This window comes from Symbioplanes lichenis (genome assembly GCF_030709675.1).
GTDB lineage: Bacteria > Actinomycetota > Actinomycetes > Mycobacteriales > Micromonosporaceae > Actinoplanes > Actinoplanes lichenis.
Genome location: NZ_JAUZQD010000008.1, coordinates 80,403 through 106,217 on the forward strand (window position 1 = coordinate 80,403; position 25,815 = coordinate 106,217).

A 25,815-nucleotide genomic window follows, 5' to 3' on the forward strand; every position below is an offset into this window, starting at 1 on the left:
CGCGGACCAGGGCGCCGGGCCCAAGGTCGCCGGCCTGTTGCCGGAACGGCGTCCACCTTTCGGCGGTCTGGTGCGGGGTCGGCCCGGCTGATCGAATGGGGGACCCGGACAGGGGCGCGACGACCAGAGGAGTGCGAGGCATGACAGTGGACGTCCCGGACGGCACCGGACCTGAAGCGGCCGTGCGGGGACAGCGCGTCCTCGACCTGCTGGACAAGGCGATCGACGTCCAAAGCCCGCTGGTGCGCAAGAACATCGCCCGCGCCCGGCAGCGAAAGCCGGAGGCGTCGCCGGCCGAGGTGATCCGGACTTTGGAGCGGATGTACGTCAGCGCCCTGACCGGAACAGGTGCGGCCGTGGGCGGGAGTGCGGCCGCGCCCGGGGTCGGGACCGGGGTGGCCCTGGCGCTGTCGGCGGGGGAGTTCCTGTCCTCGCTCGAGCTGAGCGCCCTCTTCGCGCTCTCGGTCGCCGAGATCCACGGGGTCCCGATCGACGAGCTCGAACGGCGCCGGACGATCGTCATGGGCATCATGCTGGGCGGGTCGGGTTCGGCGACCATCGGGAAGGTCGCCGAGCGGACCGGGCAGCACTGGGGGCGCCAGATCGTCGCCAAGGTGCCCGGTGAGACCCTGCGGCAGATCAACAAGGTGCTGGGACGGCACTTCATCACGAAGTTCGGGACCAAGCAGGGCATCATCGTGCTCGGCCGGGTGGCGCCCTTCGGGATCGGCGCCGTGATCGGGGGCGGCGCCAACGCTGCCCTCGCCGCCCTGGCGGTGCGGGCCGCCCGGCATGCCTTCGGCGCCCCGCCCGACTCCTGGCCGGCCGAGACGGGAGCGTCGCCGGGGTCACGGCCCGCCGAGGGTGCCGCGACGGAGAACGGGTGAGGGGCCACGGGCGGGCGGCGCGCCAGGGCGACAGCACCCCTTCTGATGGTGGTGACAGCAGGATGGTTCCGCAAAGGACCCGCTACCTACGGTGATGTCACTCGCCGAAGGACAGGGGAACCACATGCGAGCATCTCGAAGTCTTGCCGCGGCACTGCTGGTGGCCGTCGTGGCTGGGAGTGCGGCGCCGGCCGCTGCCGCAACGACCACGCGCGACCGGACTCTGCAGGCGGCCGTCGACGATTTGCATGGGCGGGGTGTCACCGGTGTTCAGGGGCTGGCGCGCACCGGCGGCACGGTAGTCACGGCTCGGGCCGGGGTTCGTGACCTGCGGACCGGGCAGCCGGTGCCGGTCGACGGTTATTTCCGGATGGGCAGCAACACGAAGACGTTCGTCGCGGTGGTTGCGCTTCAGCTGGTCGGTGAGGGCAAACTGTCGCTCGACGACACTGTGGAGCGTTGGCTGCCCGGGGTGGTGACAGGCAACGGCAACGACGGACGCACCATCACCGTACGGAATCTGCTGCAGCACACCAGCGGCATCGCCGACTACACCGGGGATCTCGTGGGGCTGAGCTCGTACGAGAACTATCTGGCCCACCGGCTCGACCACCACGACGCCGCGGATCTTGTGGCGCTGGCGATGCGGCACGAGCCCGGGTTCGCGGCCGGGACACACTGGTCGTACTCGAACACCAACTACATCCTCGCCGGCATGATCATCGAGAAGGTGACCGGGCGGCCGTGGGCGACCGAGGTGAGCGCGCGGATCCTGCGCCCGCTGGGGCTGCGCGAGACGTCGATGCCGGGCGACGTGCCGTTCCTGCCCGGCCCGCACGCCCGGGGCTATCAGCAGTGGGAGCCGGGCGGCGAGCTCACCGACGTGACCGTGTTCAACCCGACCGTCGCGGGCGCCTCGGGCGGCATGGTCACGACGCCGTCCGACCTGGCCCGGTTCTGGCAGGCCCTGCAGCGCGGCCGGCTCCTGCAGCCTCAGCAGATGGCCCAGATGCACGACACCGTCCTGGCCGAGACCGTGCAGGACGAGGTGCCCGGTGCCCGCTACGGCCTCGGCATCATGTTCCTGCCGAACCGCTGCGGCGGCGCCTGGGCCCACCTCGGCGACGTGCCCGGCACGAGCACCGCGAACGCCGTCAGCGCGGACGGCTCGCGGGTCGCGATCGTCGCCCTGTCGACCCAGCTCGCCGACGAGCAGCCGGCCCGGGCGGTCCAGCAACGCACCACCCGCCTCCTCGACGACATCATCTGCGGCGCGCGCTGAGCGGCCGTGACTATCTGCGGCGCTCGGTGAGCGGCCGTGACGGGACCGGCCGGCGTGACCCACCACGGGGGCGCGCCGGCCGGACCCACCCGTTGCGCCGGATGCGGGCGCTGCGGCCGGGAGCGGGCACACGGTCGCCGGGCCGCCAGTCTCGCTTCATGCCGCCCGTACTTATGAATCAGGCCGCCTGGACGCCGAACGGAAGCTCGCCGTGGGCGATGTGGTCGAGCAGTGTCTCGCGCAGAGCGAGCGCCGCATGGGGCAGCGTCGCCCGGCGGCGGTGGGCCAGTGCGATCGTCCGGCGCATGCCCGGCGGCTCGAGCGGCGTCGCGCGCAGCAGCGGCCGGTTGACCAGCACCATGCTCGGGACCAGGGCGACGCCGAGACCCGCCTCGACAAAGGCCAGCACCGCGTCCATCTCGCCGCCCTCCACGGCGAAACGCGGGGTGAAGCCGGCCTGGCGGCAGGCCTCGAGCGTGGCGTCGCGCAGGTCGTAGCCGGGGCGGAACATCACCATCGGCACGTCGCGCAGATCGGACAGCGACGCGTACGCGTGGGGCAGGGGCTCGACCGACGCGACGACCAGGCTCTCGCGGAGCACGGGCATCGAGCGCAGCGCGGGGTCGACGCCGTGGACGGCCGGCTCGACGATGAGGGCGAGGTCGAGGTCGCGGGCCAGCAGGTGGGTGATCATGTCCTGGGAGCTGCCCTCGTTGACGTGCAGCTCGACGTCGGGGTGCTCGGCGCGGAAGCGGCGGAAGACGGCCGGGACCAGGCTCGAGCAGAGGCTCGGGGTGGCGCCGAGGCGGACGCGGCCGCGGCGCAGGCCGACGATCTCCTGGATGGCGTCGCGGGCGGCGTTGGCGTCGGCGACCATGCGGCGGGCGAGGGGCAGCAGGGTCTCGCCGGCGGCGGTCAGGACGACGGCGTTGCGGGCGCGTTCGAAGAGCGGCGCGCCGAGGGTCGCCTCGAGGCTGTGAATTTGCTTACTGAGAGTCGGCTGTGAGACGCCCAGGATGTCAGCCGCCTGGGTGAAATGCCGGGATTCTTCCACTGCGAGGAAGTAGCGAAGTTGCTGCAACTGCATGTTCATAGCCTACGTCTATGATTACTGAGCCGATCATGCATTAGACGAATCGAGCCCGCCTGCCTACCGTCAGAAGTGTGGCGGTAAACACCAGTACACCCCCGGTCAAGGCCGGACCAGCGGTGGCGACGGGGCGGCGCACGCCGAAGGGCGTCCGCTCCTCGGTCGCGCTCAAGATCATCATGGCGGTCTCCGGCATCGTGCTGGTCGGCTTCCTCTACGCGCACATGATCGGCAACCTGAAGATCTTCTTCGGCGCCGAGTCCTTCGACCACTACGCGCACTGGCTGCGCACGATCGGCGTGCCCGCGCTGCCCAACAAGGTCGCGCTCTGGCTCATGCGGATCGGCCTGATCGTCGCCGTCGTCGCCCACATCGTCGCGGCCGCGATCCTGGCCCGCCGGGCCCGCAAGGCGCGCCCGGTCCGCTACGCCCACCGGCCCAAGGTGCAGGGCAGCTATGCCGCGCGCACCATGCGCTGGGGCGGTGTGATCATCGTGCTCTTCGTGATCTGGCACCTGCTCGACCTGACCGCCGGCGTGGTCAACCCGGCCGGCGGTGACTCCGAGCCGTCCGCGCGGGTGATCGACGGCTTCCAGCCGGACCGCTGGTGGGTGACCATCTTCTACGTGCTCGCGATCGTCGCCGTGGGATTCCACCTGCGGCACGGCCTGTGGAGCGCCTTCCGCACCCTGGGCCAGCAGACCGCCCGGGGCCAGATCATCGGCCGCACCGTCGCCCTGGTGCTCTCCCTGGTGCTGGTCGTCGGCTACCTCTCGGTGCCGTTCGCCGTGACGCTCGGATTGGTGGACTGACATGACCTCCTTCTGGAACGAGGGCGACCCGATCGTCGACGAGGCCGCCCCCGACGGCCCGATCGAGACCCGTTGGGACCGCCGCAAGTTCGCCGCCAAGCTGGTCAACCCGGCCAACCGCCGCAAGCTGAGCGTCATCGTCGTGGGCACCGGCCTGGCCGGCGGTTCGGCGGCGGCGACGCTCGCGGAGGCCGGCTACAAGGTGCGGTCCTACTGCTACCAGGACAGCCCCCGCCGCGCGCACTCCATCGCCGCGCAGGGTGGCATCAACGCCGCCAAGAACTACCGCAACGACGGCGACTCGATCTACCGGCTGTTCTACGACACGGTCAAGGGCGGCGACTTCCGGGCCCGCGAGTCCAACGTCTACCGCCTCGCCCAGGTCAGCGTGAACATCATCGACCAGTGCGTCGCGCAGGGCGTGCCGTTCGCCCGCGAGTACGGCGGGCTGCTCGACAACCGCTCGTTCGGCGGCACCCAGGTGTCCCGCACGTTCTATGCCCGGGGGCAGACGGGCCAGCAGCTGCTGCTCGGCGCCTACCAGGCGATGGAGCGGCAGATCGGGCTCGGCAACATCGAGATGAACGCCCGCCACGAGATGCTCGAGCTGATCATCGTGGACGGCAAGGCCCGCGGCATCGTCGTCCGCGACATGATCACCGGCGAGATCAGCACCGACCTCGCGGACGCCGTCGTGCTCGCCTCCGGCGGCTACGGCAACGTGTTCTTCCTCTCGACGAACGCCAAGGGCTGCAACGTCACGGCGACGTGGCGGGCGCACCGCAAGGGCGCGCTCTTCGCGAACCCCTGCTACACGCAGATCCACCCGACGTGCATCCCCGAGTCCGGCACGCACCAGAGCAAGCTCACGCTGATGAGCGAGTCGCTGCGTAATGACGGCCGGGTGTGGGTCCCTCGCGGCCAAGGGGACAATCGCCCTGCTTCGAACATTCCGGAGGAAGAGCGCGATTACTACCTTGAGCGGATTTATCCCTCCTTCGGGAACCTGGTCCCGCGTGACATCGCCTCCCGCGCGGCGAAGAACGTCTGCGACGAGGGACGCGGCGTGGGCCCCGGCGGCCTCGGCGTCTACCTCGACTTCGCGGATGCCATCAGCCGTCTCGGCCGGGCAGCCGTCGAGGCCAAGTACGGCAACCTCTTCGAGATGTACCAGCGCATCACCGGCGAGGACCCGTACGAGACGCCGATGCGCATCTACCCCGCCGTCCACTACACGATGGGCGGGCTCTGGGTCGACTACGACCTGCAGTCGACGATCCCCGGCCTCTTCGTGGTCGGCGAGGCGAACTTCTCCGACCACGGCGCCAACCGCCTCGGCGCCAGTGCGCTGATGCAGGGCCTGGCCGACGGCTACTTCGTGCTGCCGCACACCCTGGCCAACTACCTGGCGTCCGGCCCGTACGAGAAGATCTCCGAGGACCACGCCGAGGTGGTCGCCGCCCGGCAGCAGGTCGAGGAGCGCATCACCAAGCTCCTGTCGATCAACGGCGACCGGACCGTGGACTCGTTCCACCGCGAGCTCGGCCACATCATGTGGGAGTACTGCGGGATGGAGCGCACGGAGGAGGGCCTCACCAAGGCGATCGACCTCATCCGGGCGCTGCGCGACGAGTTCTGGACGCGGGTCAAGGTGCCCGGCACCGGTGAGCAGCTCAACCAGAACCTCGAGAAGGCCGGCCGCGTCGCCGACTTCCTCGAGCTGGGCGAGCTCATGTGCATCGACGCGCTGCACCGCGCCGAGTCGGCCGGCGGCCACTTCCGCGCCGAGAGCCAAACCCCCGACGGCGAGGCGCTGCGCCACGACGACGAGTACAGCTATGTCGGGGCGTGGGAGTTCGGCGGCACCGGCCAGGCGCCCACCCTGCACAAGGAACAGCTCGACTTCGAATACGTCCACCCGAGCACCCGGAGCTACAAGTAATGGACATCCAAGTACGGGTGTGGCGCCAGTCCGGCCCGGACGACAAGGGCCGCATGGTCACCTACGACGTCAAGGACATCAGCCCCGACGCCAGCTTCCTCGAGATGCTCGACGTCCTCAACGAGAAGCTGATCCTCGACGGCGACGACCCGATCGCCTTCGACCACGACTGCCGCGAGGGCATCTGCGGCATGTGCGGCATGATGATCAACGGCATCGCCCACGGCCCGGAGCGCGCCACCACCACCTGCCAGCTCCACATGCGCCACTTCAAAGACGGCGACGTGATCGACGTCGAGCCCTGGCGCGCCGCCCCCTTCCCGGTGATCAAGGACCTCGTCGTCAACCGCGGCGCCTTCGACAAGATCATCGCGGCCGGCGGCTACATCACCGCCCCCACCGGCACGGCCCCCGAGGCCCACGCCACCCCCGTCCCCAAGCCCGACGCCGACGCCGCCTTCGAGGCCGCCACCTGCATCGGCTGCGGCGCCTGCGTGGCCGCCTGCCCCAACGGCTCGTCCATGCTCTTCACCGCGGCCAAGGTCGCCCACCTGGGCCTCATGCCGCAGGGCCAGCCCGAGCGCGACACCCGCGTCATCAACATGCTGGAGACCCAGGACGACCTGGGCTTCGGAGGCTGCACCAACATGGGCGAGTGCACCTCGGTCTGCCCGAAGGGCATCCCGCTCAACCTGATCGGGCGCCTCAACAGCGACTACCGCAAGGCGCTGCGCAAGCGGTGATTCTCTTGTGAGGACGGCCCGGAGCTTCGGTTCCGGGCCGTCTTTCGTTGCGCCTGCTCGAGGATTCCGCCGGGCCGTCTTTCGTGCGGCTGCCTTGTCGAATACGGGCGGCATGACGTGAGCCTGGCGGCCGGCGACCGTGTGCCCGCTCCCGGCCGCAGCGCCGGCATCCGGCCTGAGGCGCGGGTCGAGCCGGCACGCCCCCCGTGGTGGGGCGCGCCAAGTTTCTCGCGTTCCGACCCGCAACAAGTCACTTGGAGTAGCGGCTTGCTGCCACTATGCGGCCATGGGTGCACAGACGCTCCTCGCCGCCTTCGCCGTCGTGATCTCGATCGCCGCCCTGGCCGTCTCGTCGGCGTTGTCGTGGCGGCAGCTCCGGTCGATGCGGAGCGCCAATCATGTCCCGGTGGCCATCGAGATGCTGACCCGCGCCTACGGCAATCCGGAGTTCCAGCGCGCTGAACTCGACATGCTTGCTCGCCTGCCCACCCTCGACCCGAAGGCCGGCTTCAGCGGGCTCCCGGAGTCGTTGCTGACGACCAGTCTGCAGGTCATCGCCTTCTACGACTCCATGGGCATCCTGGTCGCCTTCGGCTGCGTGGACGAAGTGCTCGTGCTCAGCTCGATCAACTTCCGGATCCGGCGAGTGTGGCGAACCCTGGAACCATTCGTGCTCGCCGAGCGCAGGCTCCGGCAGGGCTTGTACCTGGACTTCCTGGAGGATCTCGCCGCCCGGGCCGAACAGTCGGACCCGCAACGGCTGCACGAGCGGCTCGGCCTCCGGTCCATGCGACCGAGCCGGGCCTGAATCGGGCGAGGACCACGGCTCGGAACCCGTCGCGGCTGACGGCGTCGGCAGTGCTCGGGCCGGGGCGGGCCCGGCCGCTCCTGCCCGCGCCGGCACCCGTCCCGATCAGAGCGCCCACGTCCGGATCATCTCGTCCGGCGACGCCTCCGGATTCCGCCTCAGGTCCCGTCCGGGACGTCCACTGTCACGCCTCGGCGCCGAGGCCCCGGATGGTCAGCTGAGCTTCCATTCGGCGGCGACGTCCATCAGGGGGACGTAGACGATCTCGCCCTTGCGGGCGGCGACGTCGAAGACCACTGTCGACGTGTACGTGCGCCCCACCGACTGGCGGCGGAAGAAGCCCAGGTAGTCGTCGACGTCGCAGCCGCTGCCGCCCACCGAGTTGAGCCACTTGCCGTCGGCGTTCTGGAAGCGGAACGAGTACTCGCTGACCTCGGGCTCGCCCTCGAGGACCTTGAGGGTGAGCTTGACCGGGAGGTAGCCGCCGTTCGCGGGCTTGACGCCGTAGTTGCCGCAGCCGCCCTTGTGGAACTTGCCCGCCTTGAGCGTCAGCCGGTACCGGGCATCGCCCTCGCCCCGCATCACGAAGGACTGGCCGTCGCGCAGCTTCTGGGGGCCGAAGCGGGCGCGGAGCGGTTCCGAGGGTTCGGTGGCGGGCTTGGGCGAAGGGAGAGACGACGGGGTGCGGGCCGGAGTCCGGGACGTGGAAGCGGCGGGAAGGTCGTCGGACGAGGTGGCGAGGGTGGAGTCGTCCGGGCCGAGCGCCCGGTAGGTCAGGTAGACGACGGCCACGGCCCCGAGCAGCAGCAGCGCGAGCCCGCCCGCGAAGTAGGTCGTCACCAGCTTGCGGGAGACGCGGCGGGGGCCCCGGCCGATACGCACCGGGTTGCCGGTCGAGCCGGGCGCTCCCGGGCCGGTGGGCGTTCCCGGGCCGGACACGGGAGGGATCGGGCCGGCGGAAGCATAGGACGGCGGCAACAGCGGCACGGTGTGCAGTGACGTCGGATCGCCCAGCCAGGGGTCCGAGGGCGGCGGCGTGGGATCGGCGCTCGCGGGCTCGCCCGCCGAGGAAGGCGCGCCCGAAGAGATTGGGTCTGAAGAAAGCGGACCCGAGGAAGGCGCGTCCGAGGAAGGCCCGCCCGGCGAGAAGGGCGCGCCCGGGGAAGGGTCGCCCGGCGAGAAAGGCGCGCCCGGCGAGGGCGGCGTCGAGGATGGCACGGGCGGTCTCCTAGCTGCTCACTGCGCGATCCCCGGAAGCACCGCCGGATCGATCAACGTGGAAGCAGCATAGAGGAGTGTGTCACCTTGCCGTGTCCGCACGGATCGTGGGTGGGGCAGCTATCAGCCCGGTGCGTTCCCTCGGCGATGGCTGTTCTGTCACATCGTGGCATCACTCTGGGACTGAGTCGCCGTTGGATCGATACTGATCCTTCCGGTGACTCGTCGGAAGGGGCGACACGTGGCGTTCTGCTTCGCGACGCCGCGCCGCAGCGGGATGACCGCATTTGTAATCCTTGTCGCGGTCGCTGGTTTGTGGTGGCCGGACTACGGCTTCACGCGAGGCCGGGCGACGAGGCCCCGTCAGAAGCAGTTCTTCGCCTGTCCTCACTTTCCGCAGTGTCATACCAAGCCCGTACGACAGCCGACACGTGCCCATCACCGAATGCCGCGCTGCAGGGAGCACTCATTGGCTATGAATGTGCCCGTCGTCCGGAAGCCGCGATGAGTGATCTAGGACTGGGCAAGGAGAGTATCAAAAGCCTCGGAGCAGGTGCCTACCTTGTCAATGTCTTGCCGAGTGCAGTCCTCGTCGCGGGGATCTTCGCGGTTGTCACGTCGCGGTTGTACCCGTGGAGCAAACCTGTCGGCGCGGCACGTCCGGGTATTGATTCAATCATTGCAACTGTCCGAGGGTCAGTCCTTACCAGCGTAGTCGTCTTCGCCGCTGCGGTTCTGTTCACGACGGTTGTACTGCGTCCATTCCAGATATCGATTGTTCAATGGCTAGAGGGGTATTGGCATTACCGTCCTCCCTTCCGTGTGGCACAGGACTTCGCCGTCGAGCGGCACCACCGCCGCCGCAGTCGGCACCTTATTCGTCTGCAGGATATTCCAGAGGAGTACCTCAGGCTACCTCGATTTGATGCGGTCGCATCGCAGGGGCGGAGGCGCGCCAAGTCGCAACGCGAACAAGAGCTCGCCAGCGAGATTCTCTTCCAGCAGTACCCTGAGCATGCCGAGAACATCATGCCGACCCTGCTCGGTAACGTGCTGCGCCGTGCCGAGACTGTAGCGGGCGAACGCTACGGGCTGAGTACCGTGCAGGCCTTCCCGCGCTTGCATCCTTTCCTCTCGCCGCGGTTGGCGCAGGAGAATGAGACGCAGCTCAACGTATTAGACACAAGTGCAACCCTGACCATGATTCTCGGCGTCTTGGGTGTTGTGTCAGGACCGTTTGTGGCGCGGTGGGATCTTTGGTCTGCGGTGCCGCTGGCATTTGCCTTGGTTGCTGCTCTCAGTTACCGGGGAGCTCGGATCGCCGCCCAACGCCAAGGTGCAATACTGGCAGTGGCTTTTGACTTGCATCGCTTCGAGATGCTTACTGCTATGCGCAGGCGCCTGCCGAGGGACGCTCGGGAGGAAGCCGCTGACAATGAGGCGCTTTCTCGAGTATTCGATGGGCAATCCGCCGTCAGTCAGCGTCCTTGGCGATATGCTCATCCGGCGCCGAGCGATGGGTCAGAGATGGTGCGTTGACGGTCACGTAGGTGGACCGAGCCGCCGACGCCAGCCACATGCAGGACGACGGCGGTGCCCGTCTCCCCGGTGCGGCTATAGATTTGCCACTCTGCTTCGATCTCCTGCAGACGTTCGCCCTGCTCCGAGCTGCGAGGATCGTCGAAGACCTCCGTGGCGTCCAAGAGGCCGTCCAGCCGGATGCTCCTACTGGCGTTTGTGCGGCCCACCACGACCGGCCAATGGCTCGGGAGCGCCAGTTCTATCCGTCCTGCAACGCTGCTCGCAACAATCTCGAGAGGGCCAGTCCGGGGCACTCCAGCCGAGCGTAAATCTATGACCACCCTGCAGAGGACTGCCACGACGTCCAAGCGTTCGGGTGCCTCGGCGTCAAGGTCATAGATGACGTGGCGGTTCAAGAACATGCCATATGTGCGACGGATCGGCCCATGTGAACCTGAGCCAGCCGCTTGGCGTAGCACGGCGGATGTCGCGACTAGGGCAAGCATGAAGCCTAGTCCCGGCCAGAGATCGTGTGGTGCCCACCAGCCTTTGCCGAGCGCGAGGACGGTCACCCCGGCTGCACTAAGCAGCACCGGGCCCGCCAAGGCGCCTTTCGGAACGAAGTTGTGGAGTAGAACCACAACGGCGCATGCCAAAAGGAGATAGCCAGCTCTGTCCCATAACGCCCGACCGATCACTGCAAAGGTCCCGGGTCCCGCCAGGGCGAGCAGCAGGCCCGTCCAGATGCCGATGACGCCGAACACGCCTCCGATGCTTCGGTTGGTCACCTTCGATATAGAACCACGTCAGGCAAGCTCAGTCTTGTCTCGGCACATCACCAACACGTTCAGCAGTGAACGGGACTCGCGGTGGCTTAAGATCCGTCTGAAACTCAGGCGTCCCCGACGGTGTCCGCGACGATCTGGGCGGAGAGGGTCACCATCGGGAGGCCGCCGCCCGGGTGGGCGGAGCCGCCGACGAGGTACAGGCCGCGGACCGGGCCGCGGTTGGCCGGGCGGAGGAGGCCGCCGGCCGTACCGTAGATCGCTCCGCCCGGGGCCCGCGTCGCCGCCGCCAGGTCGCGGGGGGTGCGGGTCTCCAGGAAGCGCAGCCGGTCGCGGACGTCGAGACCGCGCGCCGCCAGCACGTCCAGGATGTGCGTGGCGTAGGCGCTGGCCAGGCCGGGCCGGGTCCAGTCGACCGCGTCCGGGGCGGTGCCGTGGCGGGGGGCGTTGATCAGGACGAACCACGCCTCGTCACCGGCCGGATGCACTGCCTCGTCGACAGCGCGGGTGACGAAGATCGTCGGGTCGGCCGGCGGCCGGGCGCGCGAGCCTCGCCCCGGGTCGCCGAAGACGGCGTCGAACTCCGCGTTGTAGTTCCGCGGGAAGAACACCGTGTGATGGGCCAGGGCGGGTGTTGCGCCTTCGACGCCCAGGAGCAGCACGAAGCCGGCGAGGCTCCGGTCGTTCAGCGTCGCGAGCCGGGCCGGGCTGGGCAACAGATCCCGGTAGAGGATGGCCGCGTCCACGTCGGACACGACCACGTCTGCTGGAACGAACGTTCGGTCGGCGAGAGTCACCCCCGAAACAGAATATGTGGCCTCGATCGAGGCGACCGGGGTCGAGAACTTCAGCCTGACGCCGAGTGACTCGGCCTTGGCGACCAGGGCGTCCGTCAGGGTGGTGAGGCCACCGGGCAGGTACCAGCCGCCGAAGGCGAGTTCCGCGTAGGGGACGGCGGCCAGGGCAGCGGGGGCCCGGCGGGGGTCGGTGCCGGTGTACGTGGCGTAGCGGTCGAGCAGCATGCGCAGGCGCCAGTCGCCGAGGTAGCGGCGGCCGAGGGCGCGCAACGACCGGCCCGGGGCGATGGCGAGCAGGTCGGGTACGCGCCACGAGAGGCGGGCGAGGGTGGCGGGGGTCACCTCGTGGCGCAGCACCGAGTTCCAGGAGGCGCCCCAGATGCGCTCGGCGCGTTGCCAGAAGCGGGCCCAGTCGGCGGCGGCGCGCGGGCCGAAGGCGTCGGCGATGCGGGCGCGGAAGACGGCCGGGTCGGACGAGGAGTCGAGCACGCTGCCGTCCGGGAAGACGTGGCGGACCACCGGGTCGAGCGGCTGCGGGTCGAGCTCCAGGCCCAGGTCGGCGAAGACCTGCGGCAGCGTCAGCAGGCTCGGGCCGGTGTCGAAGCGGAAGCCGTCCCGCTCGTACTGGGCGAGCTTGCCCCCGGCCCCGGCGGCCTGCTCGAACACGGTGACGTCGTGCCCGGCGCCCGCGAGCCGCACCGCCGCGGCCAGCCCGCCGACGCCCGCACCGATGACGATGACCCGGCTCACACTGTCCTCCCGTCGACGCGCGCACCGAACATGATCCGGCTCATACCGTTCTCCCTCGCCAGGTCAGCTGCCCACGGCGGCGCCGGGCGAACGAGCGCGCGGCGAGCCCCGCGAACAGCACGATCGACACCGGCTGGGCCAGCGGGTCGGGCCAGGTCCGCCCGCCGGTCGCGGCCGCGGCGATCACCCTGCCCAGCACACCGATGACGTACGCCGTGAGCGCCACCGCCACGCCCGGCGTCCACCCCACAAGAGCGAACACCGCGGCGGCGACGAGCGGGAGGGCGTACAACAGAAGGAGCAGCACCACGACGCACGCCGCACCGGACGGTGATCCGAAGGACGCCCACAGCGACTTGCCGTAGCCGTCGGCCAGCTCGCGCCACGTGTCGTACATGCAGCAGACCGCCGTCCGCGACCCGTCCGCGAGCGCGATGCGGCCGCCCGCGCGCTTGACCGCCCGGGCCAGCCCGATGTCCTCGAGCACGTCGTCGCGGACCGCCGCGTGGCCGCCCGCCCGTTCGTAGCCGGCGCGGTCGGTCACCAGCCACTGCCCGCCCGCGGCGGCGAGCGAGGGGCGCGGGGAGCGTTCCATGGCGCGCAACGGCAGGAAAGTGAGCCATGACCACTGCAGCAGCGGTTGCACGAGGCGCCCGGCGCCGACGATCTTCGGGTACGGGGAGAGCAGCGTCACGCCCGCCGACCGCAGTGCCGTGACGGCGCCCGCCACGGCGTCGGGGGCCAGGACGACGTCCGCGTCGACGAAGACGAGGACGTCGCCGGCGCGGGCCGCGTCGGCGAGCTGCGCGCAGGCGTGGGGCTTGCCGAGCCACCCGGCAGGCAGCGGCTTCCCGGTCAGCAGAGTGACCCGGGATCCCGCGACGGACGTCACCACGTCGGCTGTTCCGTCGGTGGAGCCGTCGTCGAGGACGTAGATCTCCAGGTGCGGCACTCCGCGCTGGGCGAGCAGCGCTTCGAGGCACGGGGTGACGCGGGCGGCCTCGTCACGCAGCGGCAGCAGGACGGCGACACGCTCGGTCACCGACTTCTCCCGCGGCACGCGGCGTAACAGCAGCGCGTTGACCAGAGTGTGAGCGGTCAGCGCGAGCCACGGGACGAGGGCGAGCCAGATCATGGCCGGCGGAAGGTCAGGAGCAGCGGCGCGACGACCGCGCCCATGAGCACGCCGCCCCACACGGCGGACCACGGCAGGCCGAGGAAGACGGCGTGGGCGAGGACCGAGGAGGCGTACGTCCACAGCCAGAGCGCGAGCATCGGGCCGTCCGCAGCGGGGCGCGGGTCGCCGGCGAGGCCCAGGGCCAGGCGCAGCACGGTCATGAGGACCAGGGCGAAGCCGAGCCAGCCCAGGTAGTTCCCGATCGGGATGCCGGGGACGCCGGGGAGGGCGGGCGTGGGGGAGTGCCACGTCCAGTAGTCCTCGGCGACCATCTGCGGGTCGAGGAAGAGGTCCCAGGCGGCGAGCCCGGCGGCGGCCAGCAGCACGCGCGGGACCGCCCGGGCGGCCACGCGACCGGCGGCGAGCCAGGCCGGCCAGGCCATCCAGGTCCAGGCGAGCGGGATGATGAGCGGGACGCCGAGGATCTTCGGGCCGAGCTCGCCCGAGTAGTCGTACGTGCCGAAGGGGAAGCCGGTCGCGACGCCGACCGCCTCCACCGCGAACCCGCCCGCCGTCGCCGTGGCGACCAGCGCGACCGCCGCTCGGACGCCGCGGGTGAGCGCGGCGTGCGTGACGGAGAGCACGTACCCGAGGAGGACCGTGGCCACGGTGAAGCCGGCGCGGACGTCGCCGGCGGTGAGCGGGTAGCAGATCTGGACCAGGACGAGGACGCCGAGCAGCGCCCAGAGCACGAGGCCGGTGCGCGGCCGGCGGAGAACCGCGGCGGTCAACAAGCTAGATGCCGACAATGCCCGGGGCATCCTCGGCGGGGGCGCGCTCGGTCAGCGGCAGCGAGCGGCCCAGGATCGCGAACGCGCGCTCGTCCCCGGGGAAGTAGAAGTGGCGCAGCACGTCCTCGTAGCCGAACCGGCGGTAGAGCCGCCAGGCCCGCGACTGCTGCTCGTCCGCCTCGGGAGTGGACAGCAGCACGGTCGAGCCGCCGGCCATGGCCAGCAGCGCGCGCAGCTGGCGGGCGCCGATGCCGTGGCCCTGGGCGCTCGGGCGCACGTGCAGCTCGACCACCTCGAAGCAGTCGCCCAGCCAGCGCTGGCGGGCCGGCTCGCCGAGCGCGGCGCGCACCTGGTCGTGCCACCACTGGCCGGGGCCCGAGGTGTAGCCGTAGCCGAAGCCGGCCAGCTGCCCCTCGGCCGTCAGGGTGGCGACGGCGCGGAAGCCCGCGCGGCGCACGTGGGCACCGATGTAGCCGCGGCGGGTCTGCAGCAGCGCGGGACGGTAGCCCATCGCCTCGCCGTAGACGCTCACCACGTCGTCCAGCCGCCGGAGCATGTCGTCCGGCTGCCAGGGGACGAGCCTCATCGCTCTCCTTCTTCCCGCCAGCTGAGCACGGCCTTGTCGCCGTGAATGGCCCGCACCGCGAACCGGGCGAACAGATCCTCGGCGTACCAGCGCGCGGCCGGCGTCCGGGCGATCACCGCACGGTGCTCCGGCTGACGGTACGCGAACGCCGTCAGGTCCGCCGCGTCACGCCACACACTGACCGTGCCCTGCCAGCCGACCGGCGCCTCGCCGATGCCGAACCGGGCCAGCAGCCCGGGCGCGGCGTGCAGCTCCCGGGCGACCGGTGGCACCGCGTTCCAGAAGGTCAGGGCCTTGGCGGGGCGCAGCCGGGCCCGGGTCAGCGCGAGCACGGTGCCCTGGCTCTTGCCCGCGTGCGGCTCGCCGAAGGGCGCCACGCCGGACCAGCGGCCCCGGCTGACCAGCGGCGTGAGGTCGATCCGGGCGGCGCCGCCCGCCAGCCTGTCCCACGCGCGGCCCACGGCGCCGAGGTCGCCGCCGCCGGGCGTGTCCCACGTGACCACGGCGGCGAACCGGGTCAGATCGGCGTCTCCCGGCCCGAAGCCCGTGCCCGTCCCGGTGCCCAGCAGCTTGGCGAACCGCACGCCGGGCAGCCGGCGCAGGCGGCGCGGATCGATCGCCATCCGCGGAAAGGCCAGCCCCGCGCTGCGCCGCGGCAGCCGCCACACGTGCAGCGTGACCAGCGGCGGCGGGGGGATCATGGGCCGAGACTACCCAGCCGGCCGGCGGATAAGCTCGCTCACCCACAGCCGGTGGAACGTGGTGGTGGTCACCACCTCGTACCGGTCGGCGACGGATTTCTGCTGCCACGGCGGCAGCGGCCACAGCGGCTTGCCCGCCGGGTCGGAGGAGATCAGCCAGATCCGCTCGGTGCCGCCCAGGCACGTCACGGTGTCCGGGCACGGATAGTGCAGCCAGTTCCACTCCTCGCCCGGCGCCTGCTGGACCAGGATCTCCTTCGGCTGGTCGGCGACCGGCCGGTTCCGCCAGTAGTAACGGAACCCGCGGTGCAGGAACGTGTACCCGGTGAACACCACGCCGTCGCCCGGCTCCTCGCGCTCGGCGATGAAGGCGGCCGCGGCGCGATAGCCGGCCTCGTCCTCGACCGTGTCGCTGCGCAGCTCGAGCTGCTGGTTCCACCCGAAGAAGGTGAGCGCGCCCCCGGCCACGAGCACGGCCGCGACCAGCTGCGCGGTCACCGGGCGCCACAGCCGCGCCGCCGGGTCGCTGCCCGCGACCTTCACCATCGCGTACGCCGTGAGCAGCACCCACGCCGGCACGGTGAACAGCACGTACCGCGGGTAGAAGAAGTGGAACTCGTGGAACGTGTAGTACGCGACGACGGGCGGCAGGATCGTCCACAGCGCGAGGGCGGCGGCCGTGGCCGGGCGGCGGGCGACGAGCCCGACGAGCCCGACCAGCCCCGCCACGAGGAGGAACGCCGCCGCGCCGGGGCTCATGAAGACCTCGCCCGGGAACTCCTGGACCCGCTCCCACGTGGTGTCGGGGATCCAGGCGATCTGCCCGTTCTGTCCCTGGCCCTTGAGGATGAGCGGAGCCGCGACGCCGAGGCCGGCGAGGGCCGCCACGGGCCAGCCGATGAGGATGCGGAGCCGGACGCGCAGGCCACGTTCCTCAAAGACCTTCGCCGCCGGGGCTTCCTCGTCTTTCTTTTCCGGGGTTTCCTCAACCGTGTCCGTGGTTTCCTCGACCGGCTCGTCGCCGGGCTTTTCCCGGCTTCCGTTGCGGCGGAGCAGGGTGCCGAGGACCAGGGGCAGGTGCGCGGCCAGCGACATCAGCGCGACGACGTGACTGCCCGCGATCCACGCGACGGCGACCGCGTACGGCAGCCAGCGCCACACCGTCGGCCGCTCCAGCGCCCGCAGCAGCAGCCACACCGCCGTCACCGTGGCGAGCATGGCCATCGCGTACGGGCGGGCCTCCTGACCGTACCGGGAAATCACCGGGAGCGCGGCGATCAGCAGGCCCCCCGCCAGTCCGGCGCGCGGCTCGAAGAGGCGCCGCCCGATCAGTGCGACCACCGCCGCGGCCAGCGCCATGAACAGCGCCGACGGGACACGCAGCGCGGCCTCCGAGTCGCCGAACAGGCCGATCCACCAGTGCATCAGCACGTAGTAGGGGAGCAGCACCACGTCGACGGTCTCGGTGAGCTTGCCCAGATCGTCGAACGACAGTGACGCGGCCCACCAGGTCGCGTTCTCGTCGCGCCACAGTTGCCGGTCGCCGATCCCGATCAGCGTCACGGCCAGCGTGACGGCGAAGGGCGGAAGCGTCAGGCCGAGGGTCTGCCACAGCCGCCGGGTCCGCCGCTCCGGCCGCGCGGGCGGGGGCTCCGCCGGCGCCGGCGCCTCGTCGTCCACGGGCTTGCGGGCGGCCGGGATCTTCGCGGCCGGGTGCGCCGTGGCTTCGCTGCCGGGTATCGCGGATGTCTCGGCGGCCATGCGGAATGCTCCGGGAGGTCGGGGACACAGGTGCTTCATCTTAGGCAGGCCCGCTGTTCACCTTCCGGTCGCCGTGAGCAGCCCGGCCGCGCGGGCGATCGTGGCGCGCGGATTGTCCGCCCAGTCCGGCGTGACCGGCGTGAGGGCGGCGGCCAGCGGATAGCGCTCGGCCAGGTCCGGAATCTGCCGCCGCGTCGCTTCCGCGTGCGCCAGCCACTCGGCGGCGCCGTCCGGCCCCAGGCGCCGGTAGTCGGCATCGGTCTCGGCGCAGGCGCGCACGGTGGCGTAGAGCACGGTGACGATCGGGGCGTGACCGGCCGGCGGCACGTGCCACGCGTGCAGGATGCCGAGCAGGCGCTCCATCCAGTCCCGCTCGTTCGGGCCCCGGCCGGTGCGCGCCCACGACTCCGCCGCCAGCCAGGGGTGGGCCGCGTACAGGTCGAAGAGGGCCGTGCCCCACGCCGTGAGATCGGCCGCCGCGCTCGGGCCGGGATCCCGCCAGGCCGGGAGCGCGGAGACGTGGTCGCGCAGGAGCTCCAGGAGGTTGGCCTTCGTTCCCACGTACGGATAGAGGGCCATCGGCGTCTTCCCGAAGGCCGCCGCGACCGCCCGGGTGGAGACGGCCGCCAGCCCCCCGGCATCCGCGAGCGCCGCGGCGGTGTCGAGCACCGCGTCGAGGTCGAGCTGCTGCCGCGGCCCCCGTCTCGGCGTGGGCAGCGTGGTGCCCCGGTGCCGCCACAGTCGCCGGACCTGAGCGTCGCTGTCGTCTTGTCCCATAGTCCTTACAGTGTAATCTGTTTCCATGACTGTGGTGCTGCTGCCCATGAACACCGGCGTGACCGACGAGTCCACAGCGGCAACCGTGCGGGCGTGGGGCGGCGATCCCGACGCCGGCCACACCATCGCCGCGGCGCTGACCGAGGCGGGCTATCGCGTGGTGGCCTTCGACTACGAGAAAGAGGTGTTCGCCCGGCCCCGCCCGCTGAGCGGCGACCGGCTCGCGGCGGACCTGCTGGCGGCGGCCGACGAGGCGGGCGCGGAGCGGTTCGCGTACTACGGCTATTCGTGGCTCGGGCTCGCCGGCCTGCAGCTCGCCCAGCGCACGGATCGCGTGACGGCCCTGGCGGTCGGCGGCTTCCCGCCCCTCGGCGGCCCCTACGAGGCGATGCTGAAGGTGACCCGCGCCGCCCACGAGCAGGCGCTGCACCCCGTGCCGGCGCCCGCCGAGGTGACCCCGGGCGACTGGGAGTCGGCGGGCAGCACAGTGGAGCCGGCCCAGACCGAACAATTCGTGACCCTGTACGAATCGCTGCAGGGCCTCGACGAGCCGGCCCAGCTGGACCGGATCACCGTGCCGGGGCTGGCCTACGCCGGCGCGGCCGACTCCATCACCTACGGCCCGGGCTGGGGCGACACGGAAGTGGTGATCGGCCCCGCCCTGGCCGCCCGCCGCACCGAGCTCGAGCAGCGCGGCTGGACAGTCCACCTCGAACCGGGCGCCGACCACCTGAAGGCCCTGCACGCCTCGGTCGTCCTGCCCGTCCTCCTGCCCTGGCTGCGCGAGCACGTCCCCGCCTGAGTCCCGCTACGGGATGAGGACGATCTTGCCGCGGGTGTGGCGCTGCTCGAGCTCGGCGAAGGCGTCGGTGACGCGGTCGAGGGGGTAGGTCGCGGCGATCGGGAGTTCGAGGGTGCCGTCGGCGACGAGGGCGGCCATCTCGGCCAGGATCTCCGGGGTGGTGGCGTCCTCGCTGCCCTCCGCCTTGACGCCCAGCTCGGCGGCGAGGGCGAAGGCGATGATCGTGTTGATGCGGTCGCGGGGAATGCCCAGGTCGACGGCGAGGCGGACGTAGTCGGGGCCGAAGAGGTCCAGGAACGCGTCGATGCCCTCCGGGGCGGCCGCGGTGAGGCGGTCGCGCAGGCCGTCGCCGTACGGGATGGGGGTGGCGCCCTTGCTCGTGAGCCACTCGTCGTTGGCGGGGGACGCGATCGCGAGGACATTGACACCGCGCCGGGCGAGAAGTTGCACGACCAGGGTGCCGACGCCGCCGGCCGCCGCCGAGACGGCGACCGTCTCGCCGGGCCGGGGATCAATGGCGCGCACGGCGGAGTACGCGGTGACGCCCACCACGTAGAGACCGCCGGCCGTGACCCAGCCGAGGGCCGGGGGCTTGGCCACGAGCTGGCCGGCCGGGACGGTGACGTGGGTCGCCTGGCTGGACCGGCGCCACGACCAGCCGAGCACATCGTCGCCGGGCTTCCAGGCGCGCACGCCCGGGCCGAGGGCGGTGACGACGCCGGCCAGATCGCTGCCCTGGCCGGACGGGAAGGTGCCGGGCCAGCGCTCGTGGAAGGCCCCGGTGCGGATGGCGATCTCGCCGGGGTTGATGCCCGCGGCGCGCACCTCGACCAGGACCTCGCCGGCGGCGGGCTCGGGGGTGGGCAGGTCGGCGACGTGGAGGACACCGCGGTCGCCGTACTCGTCGAATCGGACTGCTCTCATGGGTTTGATGTTAAGCACTAATAACCTTAGTGGCAATGTAATCTGGGGCGATGCTGAGGGAGCTCTTCGACGACCTGATCCGCCTGGAGATCGTGCTGTGGAACACGATCGACACCGCGCTGCGCCGGGAGTGCGACGCGAGCATGGGCAGCTTCGACGTGCTGAGCGTCATCGAGCGGACGCCGGAGTGCCGGGTCCAGGAGGTCGCGGGTCAGCTGGTCATCACGGTCGGCGGGGCCAGCCAGGCGGTGGACCGGATCGAGCGCAAGGGCTGGTGCGTGCGCCGGCCGCACCCGCGGAACAGGCGCTCCTCGGTGCTCGAACTCACGGAGGAGGGCCGGCGGGTGTACGACACGGCGGCGCAGGTGTTCGAGCGGGAGGCGCAGCGGCTGCTGGGCGAGCCGTTGACCGACGGGGAGCGCGCGCAGTTCGGCGCGATGCTGCGACGGCTGCGTGCGGCTGCTACCAGCTGAAACGCTCGCGGTGGATGCGGGCGGCGGGGACTCCGGCGGCGCGGGCGGCCGTGCGTACCGTGTCGGTCCAGGCGTCAGGGCCGCACACGTACAGGTCGTGGCCGGCGATGTCCGGGGCGAGCTCGCGCAGGGCCGCCGCGTCGGAGTAGCCGGCGTACTCGGCGGGCAGCCAGGAGCCCGGACGCGCGCGCGGGCCGATCAGCGGGACCAGCCGCACGCCCCGCCGCCCGGCGAGCCACTCGATCTCGTCCAGGAAGGCCACCTCGTGCGCGTGGCGGGCGCGGTAGAGAAGAGTGGCCTGGTTGTGGCCGTACGGGAGATCCCACAGCAACGCGAGCAGCGGGGTGATCCCGACGCCGCACGCGAGCATGGTCACCGGTCCGCCGCGGTAGGACTCGGCGGTGAGGCGGCCGTAGGGGCCCTCGATCAGCACGCGGGTGCCCGGGGTGAGACGGGTCACGCGGGCGCTGCCGTCGCCGAGGCTCTTGACGGTGATGCGGAGCCGGTCGCCGTGCGGCGGGCCGGACAGCGAGAACGGGTTGCCCCGCGACCAGCCGTGTCCGTCCAGGAAGCGCCAGACGAAGAACTGCCCCGCGCGTACGGGCAGACGGTCCAGCTCACGCCCGCGGAAATGCACCGACACCAGGCCGTGCGCCTCCGGGACGACCTCGTCGACCACGAGCCGGTGCCGCAGCGTGCGCCCGAGCGGCACGGCTATCCGGAAGACGAGCACGCTGCCCGCGGCGAGGAGACAAAGACCCTGCCAATAGGCGCGCGCGACCGGGTCCGGCTCCGTCCACAGCAGGTGGGGCAGGGCAAGACCGATTCCCGCGTACGCGTACAGGTGCAGCAAGTGCCAGCGCTCGTAGCGCAGGCGGCGGCGGGCCCGGCGGACCGACGTGACGACGACCAGCACCAGGGCGGCCGTGCCCGCCGTGGCGAGCAGCACGCCCGGATAGCTCAGCACCGCGGCGGCGTACGTGAGGGTGGCCAGGAGAATGTGCGCCAGCAGCAGCAGGAACGACGCGAAGCCGGTCCACCGGTGCCAGCGGGCCAGGGTGTCCTGGCCGAAGGACCGCTCGACCAGCGGGACACGGGCCATGAGCAGCACCTGGAGCAGCAGCAGGTCGGCCGCGAGCAGCCCGGCCAGCTGACCGGGAGTGCGGTTCTCGTTGTGCCACCAGAGCCCGGTGACGGTGAGCACACTGAGGGCGCCGGCGAGCCGTGCCGCCCGGGGCCACCAGCGCGGGGTGACGCCGACACGCGGCCGCAGACCGGTCATGGGCGGTCACGCTATAGGCGCGTTTTCCCTGGTGGCGAGGGCTGCGTGGGGTTCTTCACGGGTCGGCCCGGAAACGGTTATCGGGTGCCGTCGCCGCCGGTCTCCACAGCGTCGACGCTCGCGTCCCACAGCCGCCTCGCCAGCTCGGGATCGGTGGCGCGGGCCGCCGGTTTCGTCGCTTTGCGCCCCACGTAGTAAGCGCCGTTCGTCAGCTCCTCCGCCGGGGTGATCGCCAGCCACGCCAGCTCGGCGCCGGCCTGCACCGGGCTCTTCAGGAACGGTGCCCCGACGGTCCAGAGGGCCCTGGTCAGGGTGCCCGCGCCGAAGTTCGAGCGGACGACGCCCGGGTGGAAGGAGACCGACAGGATGTCCGGCCAGCGGCGGGCCGCCTCCTGGGCGAAGAGGACGTTGGCCTGCTTGGCGGTGCCGTAGGCGGGCCAGGAGCGCCACTTCTTGTCGGTGCCGGCCAGGGGATCCGCCGGATCGAGGGTGCCGCCGCGGTGGGCGTCCGAGGCGGTGGTGACGATGCGGCTCACCCGCTCGCGCAGGAGGGTGGCCAGGAGGAAGGGGCCGAGGTGGTTGCCCTGCAGGGTCGCCTCGAAGCCGTCCGGTGTGCGGCGGTGCTCCGGCACCATCCCGCCGGCGTTGCTGGCGAGGACATCGATCTTCCCGTACGTGGTCAGCAGGTGCTCGGCCAGGCGGCGCACCTCGGCGAACGACTCGAAGTCGGCCCGCACCTCGTCGGGCTCGGGCCCCTGCGCGGCGGTGCGGATCCGCGCCATGGCGGCACCGAGGCGGCGGGGGTTGCGCCCCACGACGACGACCTGGTCACCCAGGGCGGCGAGCTGCCGCGCGGCCTCGAGCCCGATGCCGGAGCTGGCACCGGTGACCACGATCGTGCGCATAGCTGTCCTCTCGCCGGGGTGTCTCCCATCCTGCCTCCTCGCGACGTTGCTTTTTTGTCGGAGGGGGGTGCTAGTCTCGTCGGTAGTTAGAACGAGTGTTCGATTGGTTCGACGGTTGTTCCATGGTGATCGACTCCGGCTCCGGCCGGCCGGTCACCGGGGGCGGCCGGCCGGGCCGGTCGGGCGAGGGAGGGGCCGCGTTCGCCGCGCGGCTCCGGGCGCGGCGCCCGCGAAGTGCCGTGCCGGGTCCGGCCTCGCGGTCCGGGCCACCCTCCGGTCCGATCCTCGTGGGTCCGGGCCGTGCCGGTCCAGGCCTCGCGAGCCCGGACTGGTCCGGTCCGGGTCGTCGAAGGGCGCGGGCCGGGTCGCTCCGGGCCTCGCGAGCCCGGTGGCGGCGGCCGGATCCTCCGGGATGCGGCCAGTTGGTCCGGTAACTCCGGTTTCGGGCCGAGGCGGTCCGGGCATTCGCGGGTCCGGATCGCGCCGGTCCGGACAATCGCGGGTCCGGATCGCGCAGCCCGGGGCTCCGGCTCCGGGCGCACCAGGCAGGACCGTCGTCCGCCGCCCCCGACCCCCGGGCGGCGGGCGACGGCCCCGCCGGCGAAGTCCGGCCGGGTGTGGTGTGGGGAAGCTTCACACCCGGCCGGCACCCCCGCTGTGCCTTCCTCCGCAGCGGATCGGTTCGACCAGCACGTCGGATGCGACACACGCGAGGAGAGACCATGGGGAGCACCCCGGCACCGGGACCGAGACCATCCCACCCGGGCTTCGGCCCGCAGGAGCCCGCCCTCTGGGAGCCGGGCCAGTGGGACCCGGAGCGCCCTGCCGTCCGGCCCGCTGCTCAGCCCCGGGCTGAGCGTCCTGTTGGCCAGCCTGCTGCCGAGCGGTCTGCTGCCCAGCCTGCTGCCGAGCGGCCGGCTGCCCGGCCGGCTCCTGTGCGTTCCGCTCCTCGGCCGGTCGCCGGGCAGCCCGTCCCGGGTGCGGTCGGTGCGCCGGTGGCGGGGCTGGCCCATGCGCCGACGGCGGGGACGCAGTCGCTGCCCACCGTGCCGGCCAACCTGCTGCCCAACCGGACGCCCGCCCAGCTGCTCGCCATCGCCCACGCGGGGCTGGCCGAGGCGGCGCGCACCCGGCCCGACGGCCTGCGCTACGCGGCCGCCCACCTCGCCGCCCTGCGCGCCGCGGCGGCGGTCCTCGCCTCCCGGGCCCGCCCGGCCGCCCCGACCCGGCGCAACCAGGTCACCAGCGTGTGGTCGCTGCTGGTCCTCGTGGCGCCCGAGTTCGGCGACTGGGCCACCCACTTCGCCCTGGGCGCGGCCAAGCGGTCGGCGGCCGAGGCGGGCATCCCCCGCGTGGTGACCGCCCGCGAGGCCGACGACCTTCTGCGCGCGGCCGAGACGTTCGTGGCCCAGGTCCAGGCGGCGCTCGGGCTGCCGCATCAACCTGTGCTCGAGGGGACGCCCGCTTCGCTCGAGGCGGCTTGAGCGGCTTCCGGGCGTTTTAGCGCGGTTCTCGGGCGGTCTCGCCTTTTGCCTGCGGCTTGTCGGCGGGCGTCTCGTGGCCTTTCGCCGACGGTCTCGTGGCCTTTTCGCCGGCGGTTTCGTGGCCTTTCGCCGGTGGTCTCGTGACTTCTGGCCCGCGGGCTTGTCGGTGGTGTCGCCGGCGCGCTTCTCGTCGCGGGGCTGCTGGTGGTCTTGCGGCCGGAGTGCGGCTGGTTGCTGCGGTGGAGGCGCCGCAGCGGTAGAGGGCCGCGGTGGAGGCGCCGCGGTGATGGAGGCCGTGGTGGAGGCGCCGCGGTGACGGGTTCGTCCTCGGGGGCGAGCGACTCGGGTGCTTGGTGGCTCGGTGCGGCGGGGCCATGAAGATCAACTTGGGTGGATGCGGACAAGCGGGGCGGGGAGATGGCCGGACGCATGATCAACGGTGCGACGGCGCTGGCTGAGCTGGTTCGGAGCGGGAACGAGGCCGGTGAAGGAGGCGCGCAACGGGCGCTGCCCGTGCTGCCCGCGCTGGGCGGACTGCTGCCCGGGCGGGGGTTGCGCCGGGGCAGCACCGTGGCGGTCGGCGCGGTGCTCGGCGGTCTCCCGGGGCGGGAGCGGTGGTCCGAGCCGGGGCGGGAGCGGTGGTCCGAGCCGGGACGTGGATGGCGGAGCGAGCCCGGGCGCGAGCGATCGTCCGAAGTGGAACAGGCTGGGCGGGCCGAGCCGGGCCGGGAGCGGCAGGCTGGGGCGGGCCGGGAGCGGCAGGCCGGGGCGGGCCGGGAGGCATGGCAGCGACCGGGGGCGGCTTTTCGGCCGGAGGGGCAGCTGCGGGCGCCGGTGGCCGTGGGGAACACGTCTCTGCTGCTGGCGTTGCTGGCGGCGGCTTCGGAGGCGGGGTCGTGGTGTGCCGTGGTGGGAGTGCCGGAGCTGGGGGCGGTGGCCGCGGCGGAGAGCGGGATCGCGCTGGAGCGGCTGGCGCTGGTGCCCAACCCCGGGCCGGAGTGGCCGACGGTGGTGGGGGCGCTGATCGACGGGGTCGACGTGGTGGTGCTCGCGGTGCCCGGGCCGGTGGCGCCGACCGTGGCGTCGCGGCTGGTGGCGCGGGCGCGGCAGCGGGGGTGCGTGCTGGTGCCGTACGGGCGGTGGGACGGGGCCGACGTCAACCTGCAGGTGGTGCGTGGTCAGTGGGAGGGGCTCGGGGAAGGCCACGGGCGGCTGCGGCGGCGCACGGTGACAGTGGTGGCCCGGGGCCGGGGCGCGGCGGCGCGGCCCAAGGAGCTCACCCTGTGGATGCCGGCGGCGGCGCCCCGGCCCGCGATCCCACCCGTGCCGCAGGACGTGGTCGCCCCGGCGTCCGGTGAAGAGGTGACCAGGACGCCCGTCGAAGACCTCGCCGGAGCCACTTGGGGAAAGGCGTCCGTCGAAGACCTCGCCGGAGCCACGCCCGTCGCGGCGTCCGGCACGGTGGTCGGGGCGGCGGCGTCGTGGGAGGCGTTGCGGGGGAAGGTCCGGCTCGCCACGGTCGACGGGGAGACGGTGGATCCGGCGTGAGCGGGACCGTGGGCGAAGCCGGGCGCGGC

The 25,815-nt window shown here is 72.0% G+C and carries 23 protein-coding genes and 1 pseudogene; 11 read left to right on the forward strand and 13 right to left on the reverse strand.

Going from position 1 to position 25,815, the window contains the following annotated elements:
- Positions 1 to 140 precede the first annotated feature (140 nt).
- Both RAN62_RS20345 and RAN62_RS20350 read left to right on the forward strand, forming a co-directional pair.
- Positions 141 to 887: a hypothetical protein gene (locus RAN62_RS20345; RefSeq protein ID WP_305786279.1), complete on the forward strand. Its 747-nt coding sequence runs from the start codon at positions 141 to 143 to the stop codon at positions 885 to 887.
- Between the two features lie 124 nt (positions 888 to 1,011).
- Entirely contained in the window at positions 1,012 to 2,169 is a 1,158-nt protein-coding gene (locus tag RAN62_RS20350) for a serine hydrolase domain-containing protein (RefSeq protein WP_305786280.1), read from the forward strand.
- Positions 2,170 to 2,347: 178 nt separating this feature from the next.
- Here the strand turns inward: RAN62_RS20350 and RAN62_RS20355 are convergent, their stop codons facing one another.
- Positions 2,348 to 3,262: a LysR family transcriptional regulator gene (locus RAN62_RS20355; protein WP_305786281.1), complete on the reverse strand. Its 915-nt coding sequence runs from the start codon at positions 3,260 to 3,262 to the stop codon at positions 2,348 to 2,350.
- A 116-nt stretch (positions 3,263 to 3,378) separates the two neighbouring features.
- Here RAN62_RS20355 and RAN62_RS20360 point away from each other — a divergent pair, with 116 nt between their 5' ends.
- The 4 genes from RAN62_RS20360 to RAN62_RS20375 all read left to right on the forward strand — a co-directional run bounded on the left by RAN62_RS20360 (position 3,379) and on the right by RAN62_RS20375 (position 7,564).
- Entirely contained in the window at positions 3,379 to 4,071 is a 693-nt protein-coding gene (locus RAN62_RS20360) for a succinate dehydrogenase cytochrome b subunit (protein WP_305786544.1), read from the forward strand.
- A gap of 1 nt (position 4,072) precedes the next feature.
- Positions 4,073 to 6,013 (forward strand): fumarate reductase/succinate dehydrogenase flavoprotein subunit, encoded by a 1,941-nt coding sequence (locus RAN62_RS20365; protein ID WP_305786282.1) that lies wholly within the window; start codon positions 4,073 to 4,075, stop codon positions 6,011 to 6,013.
- Positions 6,013 to 6,756, forward strand: a complete 744-nt coding sequence (locus RAN62_RS20370; protein WP_305786283.1) for a succinate dehydrogenase/fumarate reductase iron-sulfur subunit — start codon at positions 6,013 to 6,015, stop codon at positions 6,754 to 6,756. Before RAN62_RS20365 ends, RAN62_RS20370 begins: the two co-directional genes overlap by 1 nt.
- Before the next feature lie 286 nt (positions 6,757 to 7,042).
- Positions 7,043 to 7,564: a DUF4760 domain-containing protein gene (locus tag RAN62_RS20375; protein ID WP_305786284.1), complete on the forward strand. Its 522-nt coding sequence runs from the start codon at positions 7,043 to 7,045 to the stop codon at positions 7,562 to 7,564.
- Between the two features lie 213 nt (positions 7,565 to 7,777).
- Here the strand turns inward: RAN62_RS20375 and RAN62_RS20380 are convergent, their stop codons facing one another.
- A complete protein-coding gene (locus RAN62_RS20380; protein WP_305786285.1) occupies positions 7,778 to 8,503 on the reverse strand; it encodes a hypothetical protein in 726 nt (241 codons plus the stop codon).
- A gap of 783 nt (positions 8,504 to 9,286) precedes the next feature.
- On the opposite strand from RAN62_RS20380, the gene RAN62_RS20385 reads away from it, so the two are divergent.
- Positions 9,287 to 10,321 (forward strand): hypothetical protein, encoded by a 1,035-nt coding sequence (locus RAN62_RS20385; RefSeq protein ID WP_305786286.1) that lies wholly within the window; start codon positions 9,287 to 9,289, stop codon positions 10,319 to 10,321.
- Here the strand turns inward: RAN62_RS20385 and RAN62_RS20390 are convergent.
- From RAN62_RS20390 to RAN62_RS20425, 8 genes are all read right to left on the reverse strand, one after another.
- A complete protein-coding gene (locus tag RAN62_RS20390; protein ID WP_305786287.1) occupies positions 10,282 to 11,091 on the reverse strand; it encodes a hypothetical protein in 810 nt (269 codons plus the stop codon). The two genes, RAN62_RS20385 and RAN62_RS20390, sit on opposite strands and share 40 nt — an antisense overlap.
- 104 nt (positions 11,092 to 11,195) lie before the next feature.
- The gene (locus RAN62_RS20395; RefSeq protein WP_305786288.1) at positions 11,196 to 12,635 is read right to left on the reverse strand and encodes a phytoene desaturase family protein; all 1,440 of its coding nucleotides are present in this window, start codon (positions 12,633 to 12,635) and stop codon (positions 11,196 to 11,198) included.
- A gap of 40 nt (positions 12,636 to 12,675) precedes the next feature.
- Positions 12,676 to 13,770: a glycosyltransferase family 2 protein gene (locus RAN62_RS20400; RefSeq protein WP_305786289.1), complete on the reverse strand. Its 1,095-nt coding sequence runs from the start codon at positions 13,768 to 13,770 to the stop codon at positions 12,676 to 12,678.
- Positions 13,767 to 14,543 carry a carotenoid biosynthesis protein gene (locus tag RAN62_RS20405; protein WP_305786290.1) on the reverse strand — a complete coding sequence of 259 codons (777 nt, stop codon included), beginning with the start codon at positions 14,541 to 14,543 and terminating at the stop codon, positions 13,767 to 13,769. Before RAN62_RS20405 ends, RAN62_RS20400 begins: the two co-directional genes overlap by 4 nt.
- Before the next feature lie 4 nt (positions 14,544 to 14,547).
- The gene (locus tag RAN62_RS20410; RefSeq protein WP_305786291.1) at positions 14,548 to 15,129 is read right to left on the reverse strand and encodes a GNAT family N-acetyltransferase; all 582 of its coding nucleotides are present in this window, start codon (positions 15,127 to 15,129) and stop codon (positions 14,548 to 14,550) included.
- Complete coding sequence (locus tag RAN62_RS20415) at positions 15,126 to 15,830, reverse strand: monooxygenase (protein ID WP_305786292.1); 705 nt, start codon at positions 15,828 to 15,830, stop codon at positions 15,126 to 15,128. The genes RAN62_RS20410 and RAN62_RS20415 overlap by 4 nt, the downstream gene beginning before the upstream one ends.
- A 9-nt stretch (positions 15,831 to 15,839) precedes the next feature.
- Positions 15,840 to 17,591: a glycosyltransferase family 39 protein gene (locus tag RAN62_RS20420; RefSeq protein ID WP_305786293.1), complete on the reverse strand. Its 1,752-nt coding sequence runs from the start codon at positions 17,589 to 17,591 to the stop codon at positions 15,840 to 15,842.
- A gap of 57 nt (positions 17,592 to 17,648) precedes the next feature.
- Positions 17,649 to 18,368: a TetR family transcriptional regulator gene (locus tag RAN62_RS20425; RefSeq protein WP_305786294.1), complete on the reverse strand. Its 720-nt coding sequence runs from the start codon at positions 18,366 to 18,368 to the stop codon at positions 17,649 to 17,651.
- Between the two features lie 25 nt (positions 18,369 to 18,393).
- Between RAN62_RS20425 and RAN62_RS20430 the strand changes: the two genes are divergently transcribed.
- The gene (locus RAN62_RS20430) at positions 18,394 to 19,170 is read left to right on the forward strand and encodes an alpha/beta fold hydrolase (protein WP_305786295.1); all 777 of its coding nucleotides are present in this window, start codon (positions 18,394 to 18,396) and stop codon (positions 19,168 to 19,170) included.
- 6 nt (positions 19,171 to 19,176) lie between these two features.
- On the opposite strand, the gene RAN62_RS20435 is transcribed toward RAN62_RS20430, so the two are convergent.
- Entirely contained in the window at positions 19,177 to 20,094 is a 918-nt protein-coding gene (locus RAN62_RS20435) for an NADP-dependent oxidoreductase (protein ID WP_305786296.1), read from the reverse strand.
- Positions 20,095 to 20,144: 50 nt separating this feature from the next.
- Between RAN62_RS20435 and RAN62_RS20440 the strand changes: the two genes are divergently transcribed.
- Complete coding sequence (locus tag RAN62_RS20440) at positions 20,145 to 20,567, forward strand: MarR family winged helix-turn-helix transcriptional regulator (protein WP_305786297.1); 423 nt, start codon at positions 20,145 to 20,147, stop codon at positions 20,565 to 20,567.
- Here RAN62_RS20440 and RAN62_RS20445 read toward each other — a convergent pair.
- Entirely contained in the window at positions 20,557 to 21,849 is a 1,293-nt protein-coding gene (locus RAN62_RS20445; RefSeq protein ID WP_305786298.1) for a ferredoxin reductase family protein, read from the reverse strand. The two genes, RAN62_RS20440 and RAN62_RS20445, sit on opposite strands and share 11 nt — an antisense overlap.
- A 77-nt stretch (positions 21,850 to 21,926) precedes the next feature.
- Positions 21,927 to 22,754, reverse strand: coding sequence for an SDR family NAD(P)-dependent oxidoreductase (locus RAN62_RS20450; protein ID WP_305786299.1), 828 nt, complete (start codon positions 22,752 to 22,754; stop codon positions 21,927 to 21,929).
- Positions 22,755 to 23,749: 995 nt separating this feature from the next.
- On the opposite strand from RAN62_RS20450, the gene RAN62_RS20455 reads away from it, so the two are divergent.
- Positions 23,750 to 24,238: an SAV_6107 family HEPN domain-containing protein gene (locus RAN62_RS20455; RefSeq protein ID WP_305786545.1), complete on the forward strand. Its 489-nt coding sequence runs from the start codon at positions 23,750 to 23,752 to the stop codon at positions 24,236 to 24,238.
- Between the two features lie 843 nt (positions 24,239 to 25,081).
- Positions 25,082 to 25,531 (forward strand): annotated as a pseudogene (gene imuA' / locus RAN62_RS20460) (DnaE2-dependent mutagenesis accessory factor ImuA'); the annotation flags it as partial.
- Between the last annotated feature and the right edge of the window lie 284 nt (positions 25,532 to 25,815).

Excerpts from the sequence above, each read along its gene's own strand:
- RAN62_RS20345 (WP_305786279.1), top strand. The coding sequence starts at position 141 with ATGACAGTGGACGTCCCGGACGGCACCGGACCTGAAGCGGCCGTGCGG.
- RAN62_RS20350 (WP_305786280.1), top strand. The coding sequence starts at position 1,012 with ATGCGAGCATCTCGAAGTCTTGCCGCGGCACTGCTGGTGGCCGTCGTG.
- RAN62_RS20355 (WP_305786281.1), bottom strand. The coding sequence starts at position 3,262 with ATGAACATGCAGTTGCAGCAACTTCGCTACTTCCTCGCAGTGGAAGAA.
- RAN62_RS20365 (WP_305786282.1), top strand. The coding sequence starts at position 4,073 with ATGACCTCCTTCTGGAACGAGGGCGACCCGATCGTCGACGAGGCCGCC.
- RAN62_RS20370 (WP_305786283.1), top strand. The coding sequence starts at position 6,013 with ATGGACATCCAAGTACGGGTGTGGCGCCAGTCCGGCCCGGACGACAAG.
- RAN62_RS20375 (WP_305786284.1), top strand. The coding sequence starts at position 7,043 with ATGGGTGCACAGACGCTCCTCGCCGCCTTCGCCGTCGTGATCTCGATC.
- RAN62_RS20385 (WP_305786286.1), top strand. The coding sequence starts at position 9,287 with ATGAGTGATCTAGGACTGGGCAAGGAGAGTATCAAAAGCCTCGGAGCA.
- RAN62_RS20400 (WP_305786289.1), bottom strand. The coding sequence starts at position 13,770 with ATGATCTGGCTCGCCCTCGTCCCGTGGCTCGCGCTGACCGCTCACACT.
- RAN62_RS20410 (WP_305786291.1), bottom strand. The coding sequence starts at position 15,129 with ATGAGGCTCGTCCCCTGGCAGCCGGACGACATGCTCCGGCGGCTGGAC.
- RAN62_RS20415 (WP_305786292.1), bottom strand. The coding sequence starts at position 15,830 with ATGATCCCCCCGCCGCCGCTGGTCACGCTGCACGTGTGGCGGCTGCCG.
- RAN62_RS20420 (WP_305786293.1), bottom strand. The coding sequence starts at position 17,591 with ATGGCCGCCGAGACATCCGCGATACCCGGCAGCGAAGCCACGGCGCAC.
- RAN62_RS20425 (WP_305786294.1), bottom strand. The coding sequence starts at position 18,368 with ATGGGACAAGACGACAGCGACGCTCAGGTCCGGCGACTGTGGCGGCAC.
- RAN62_RS20430 (WP_305786295.1), top strand. The coding sequence starts at position 18,394 with ATGACTGTGGTGCTGCTGCCCATGAACACCGGCGTGACCGACGAGTCC.
- RAN62_RS20435 (WP_305786296.1), bottom strand. The coding sequence starts at position 20,094 with ATGAGAGCAGTCCGATTCGACGAGTACGGCGACCGCGGTGTCCTCCAC.
- RAN62_RS20440 (WP_305786297.1), top strand. The coding sequence starts at position 20,145 with ATGCTGAGGGAGCTCTTCGACGACCTGATCCGCCTGGAGATCGTGCTG.
- RAN62_RS20445 (WP_305786298.1), bottom strand. The coding sequence starts at position 21,849 with ATGACCGGTCTGCGGCCGCGTGTCGGCGTCACCCCGCGCTGGTGGCCC.
- RAN62_RS20450 (WP_305786299.1), bottom strand. The coding sequence starts at position 22,754 with ATGCGCACGATCGTGGTCACCGGTGCCAGCTCCGGCATCGGGCTCGAG.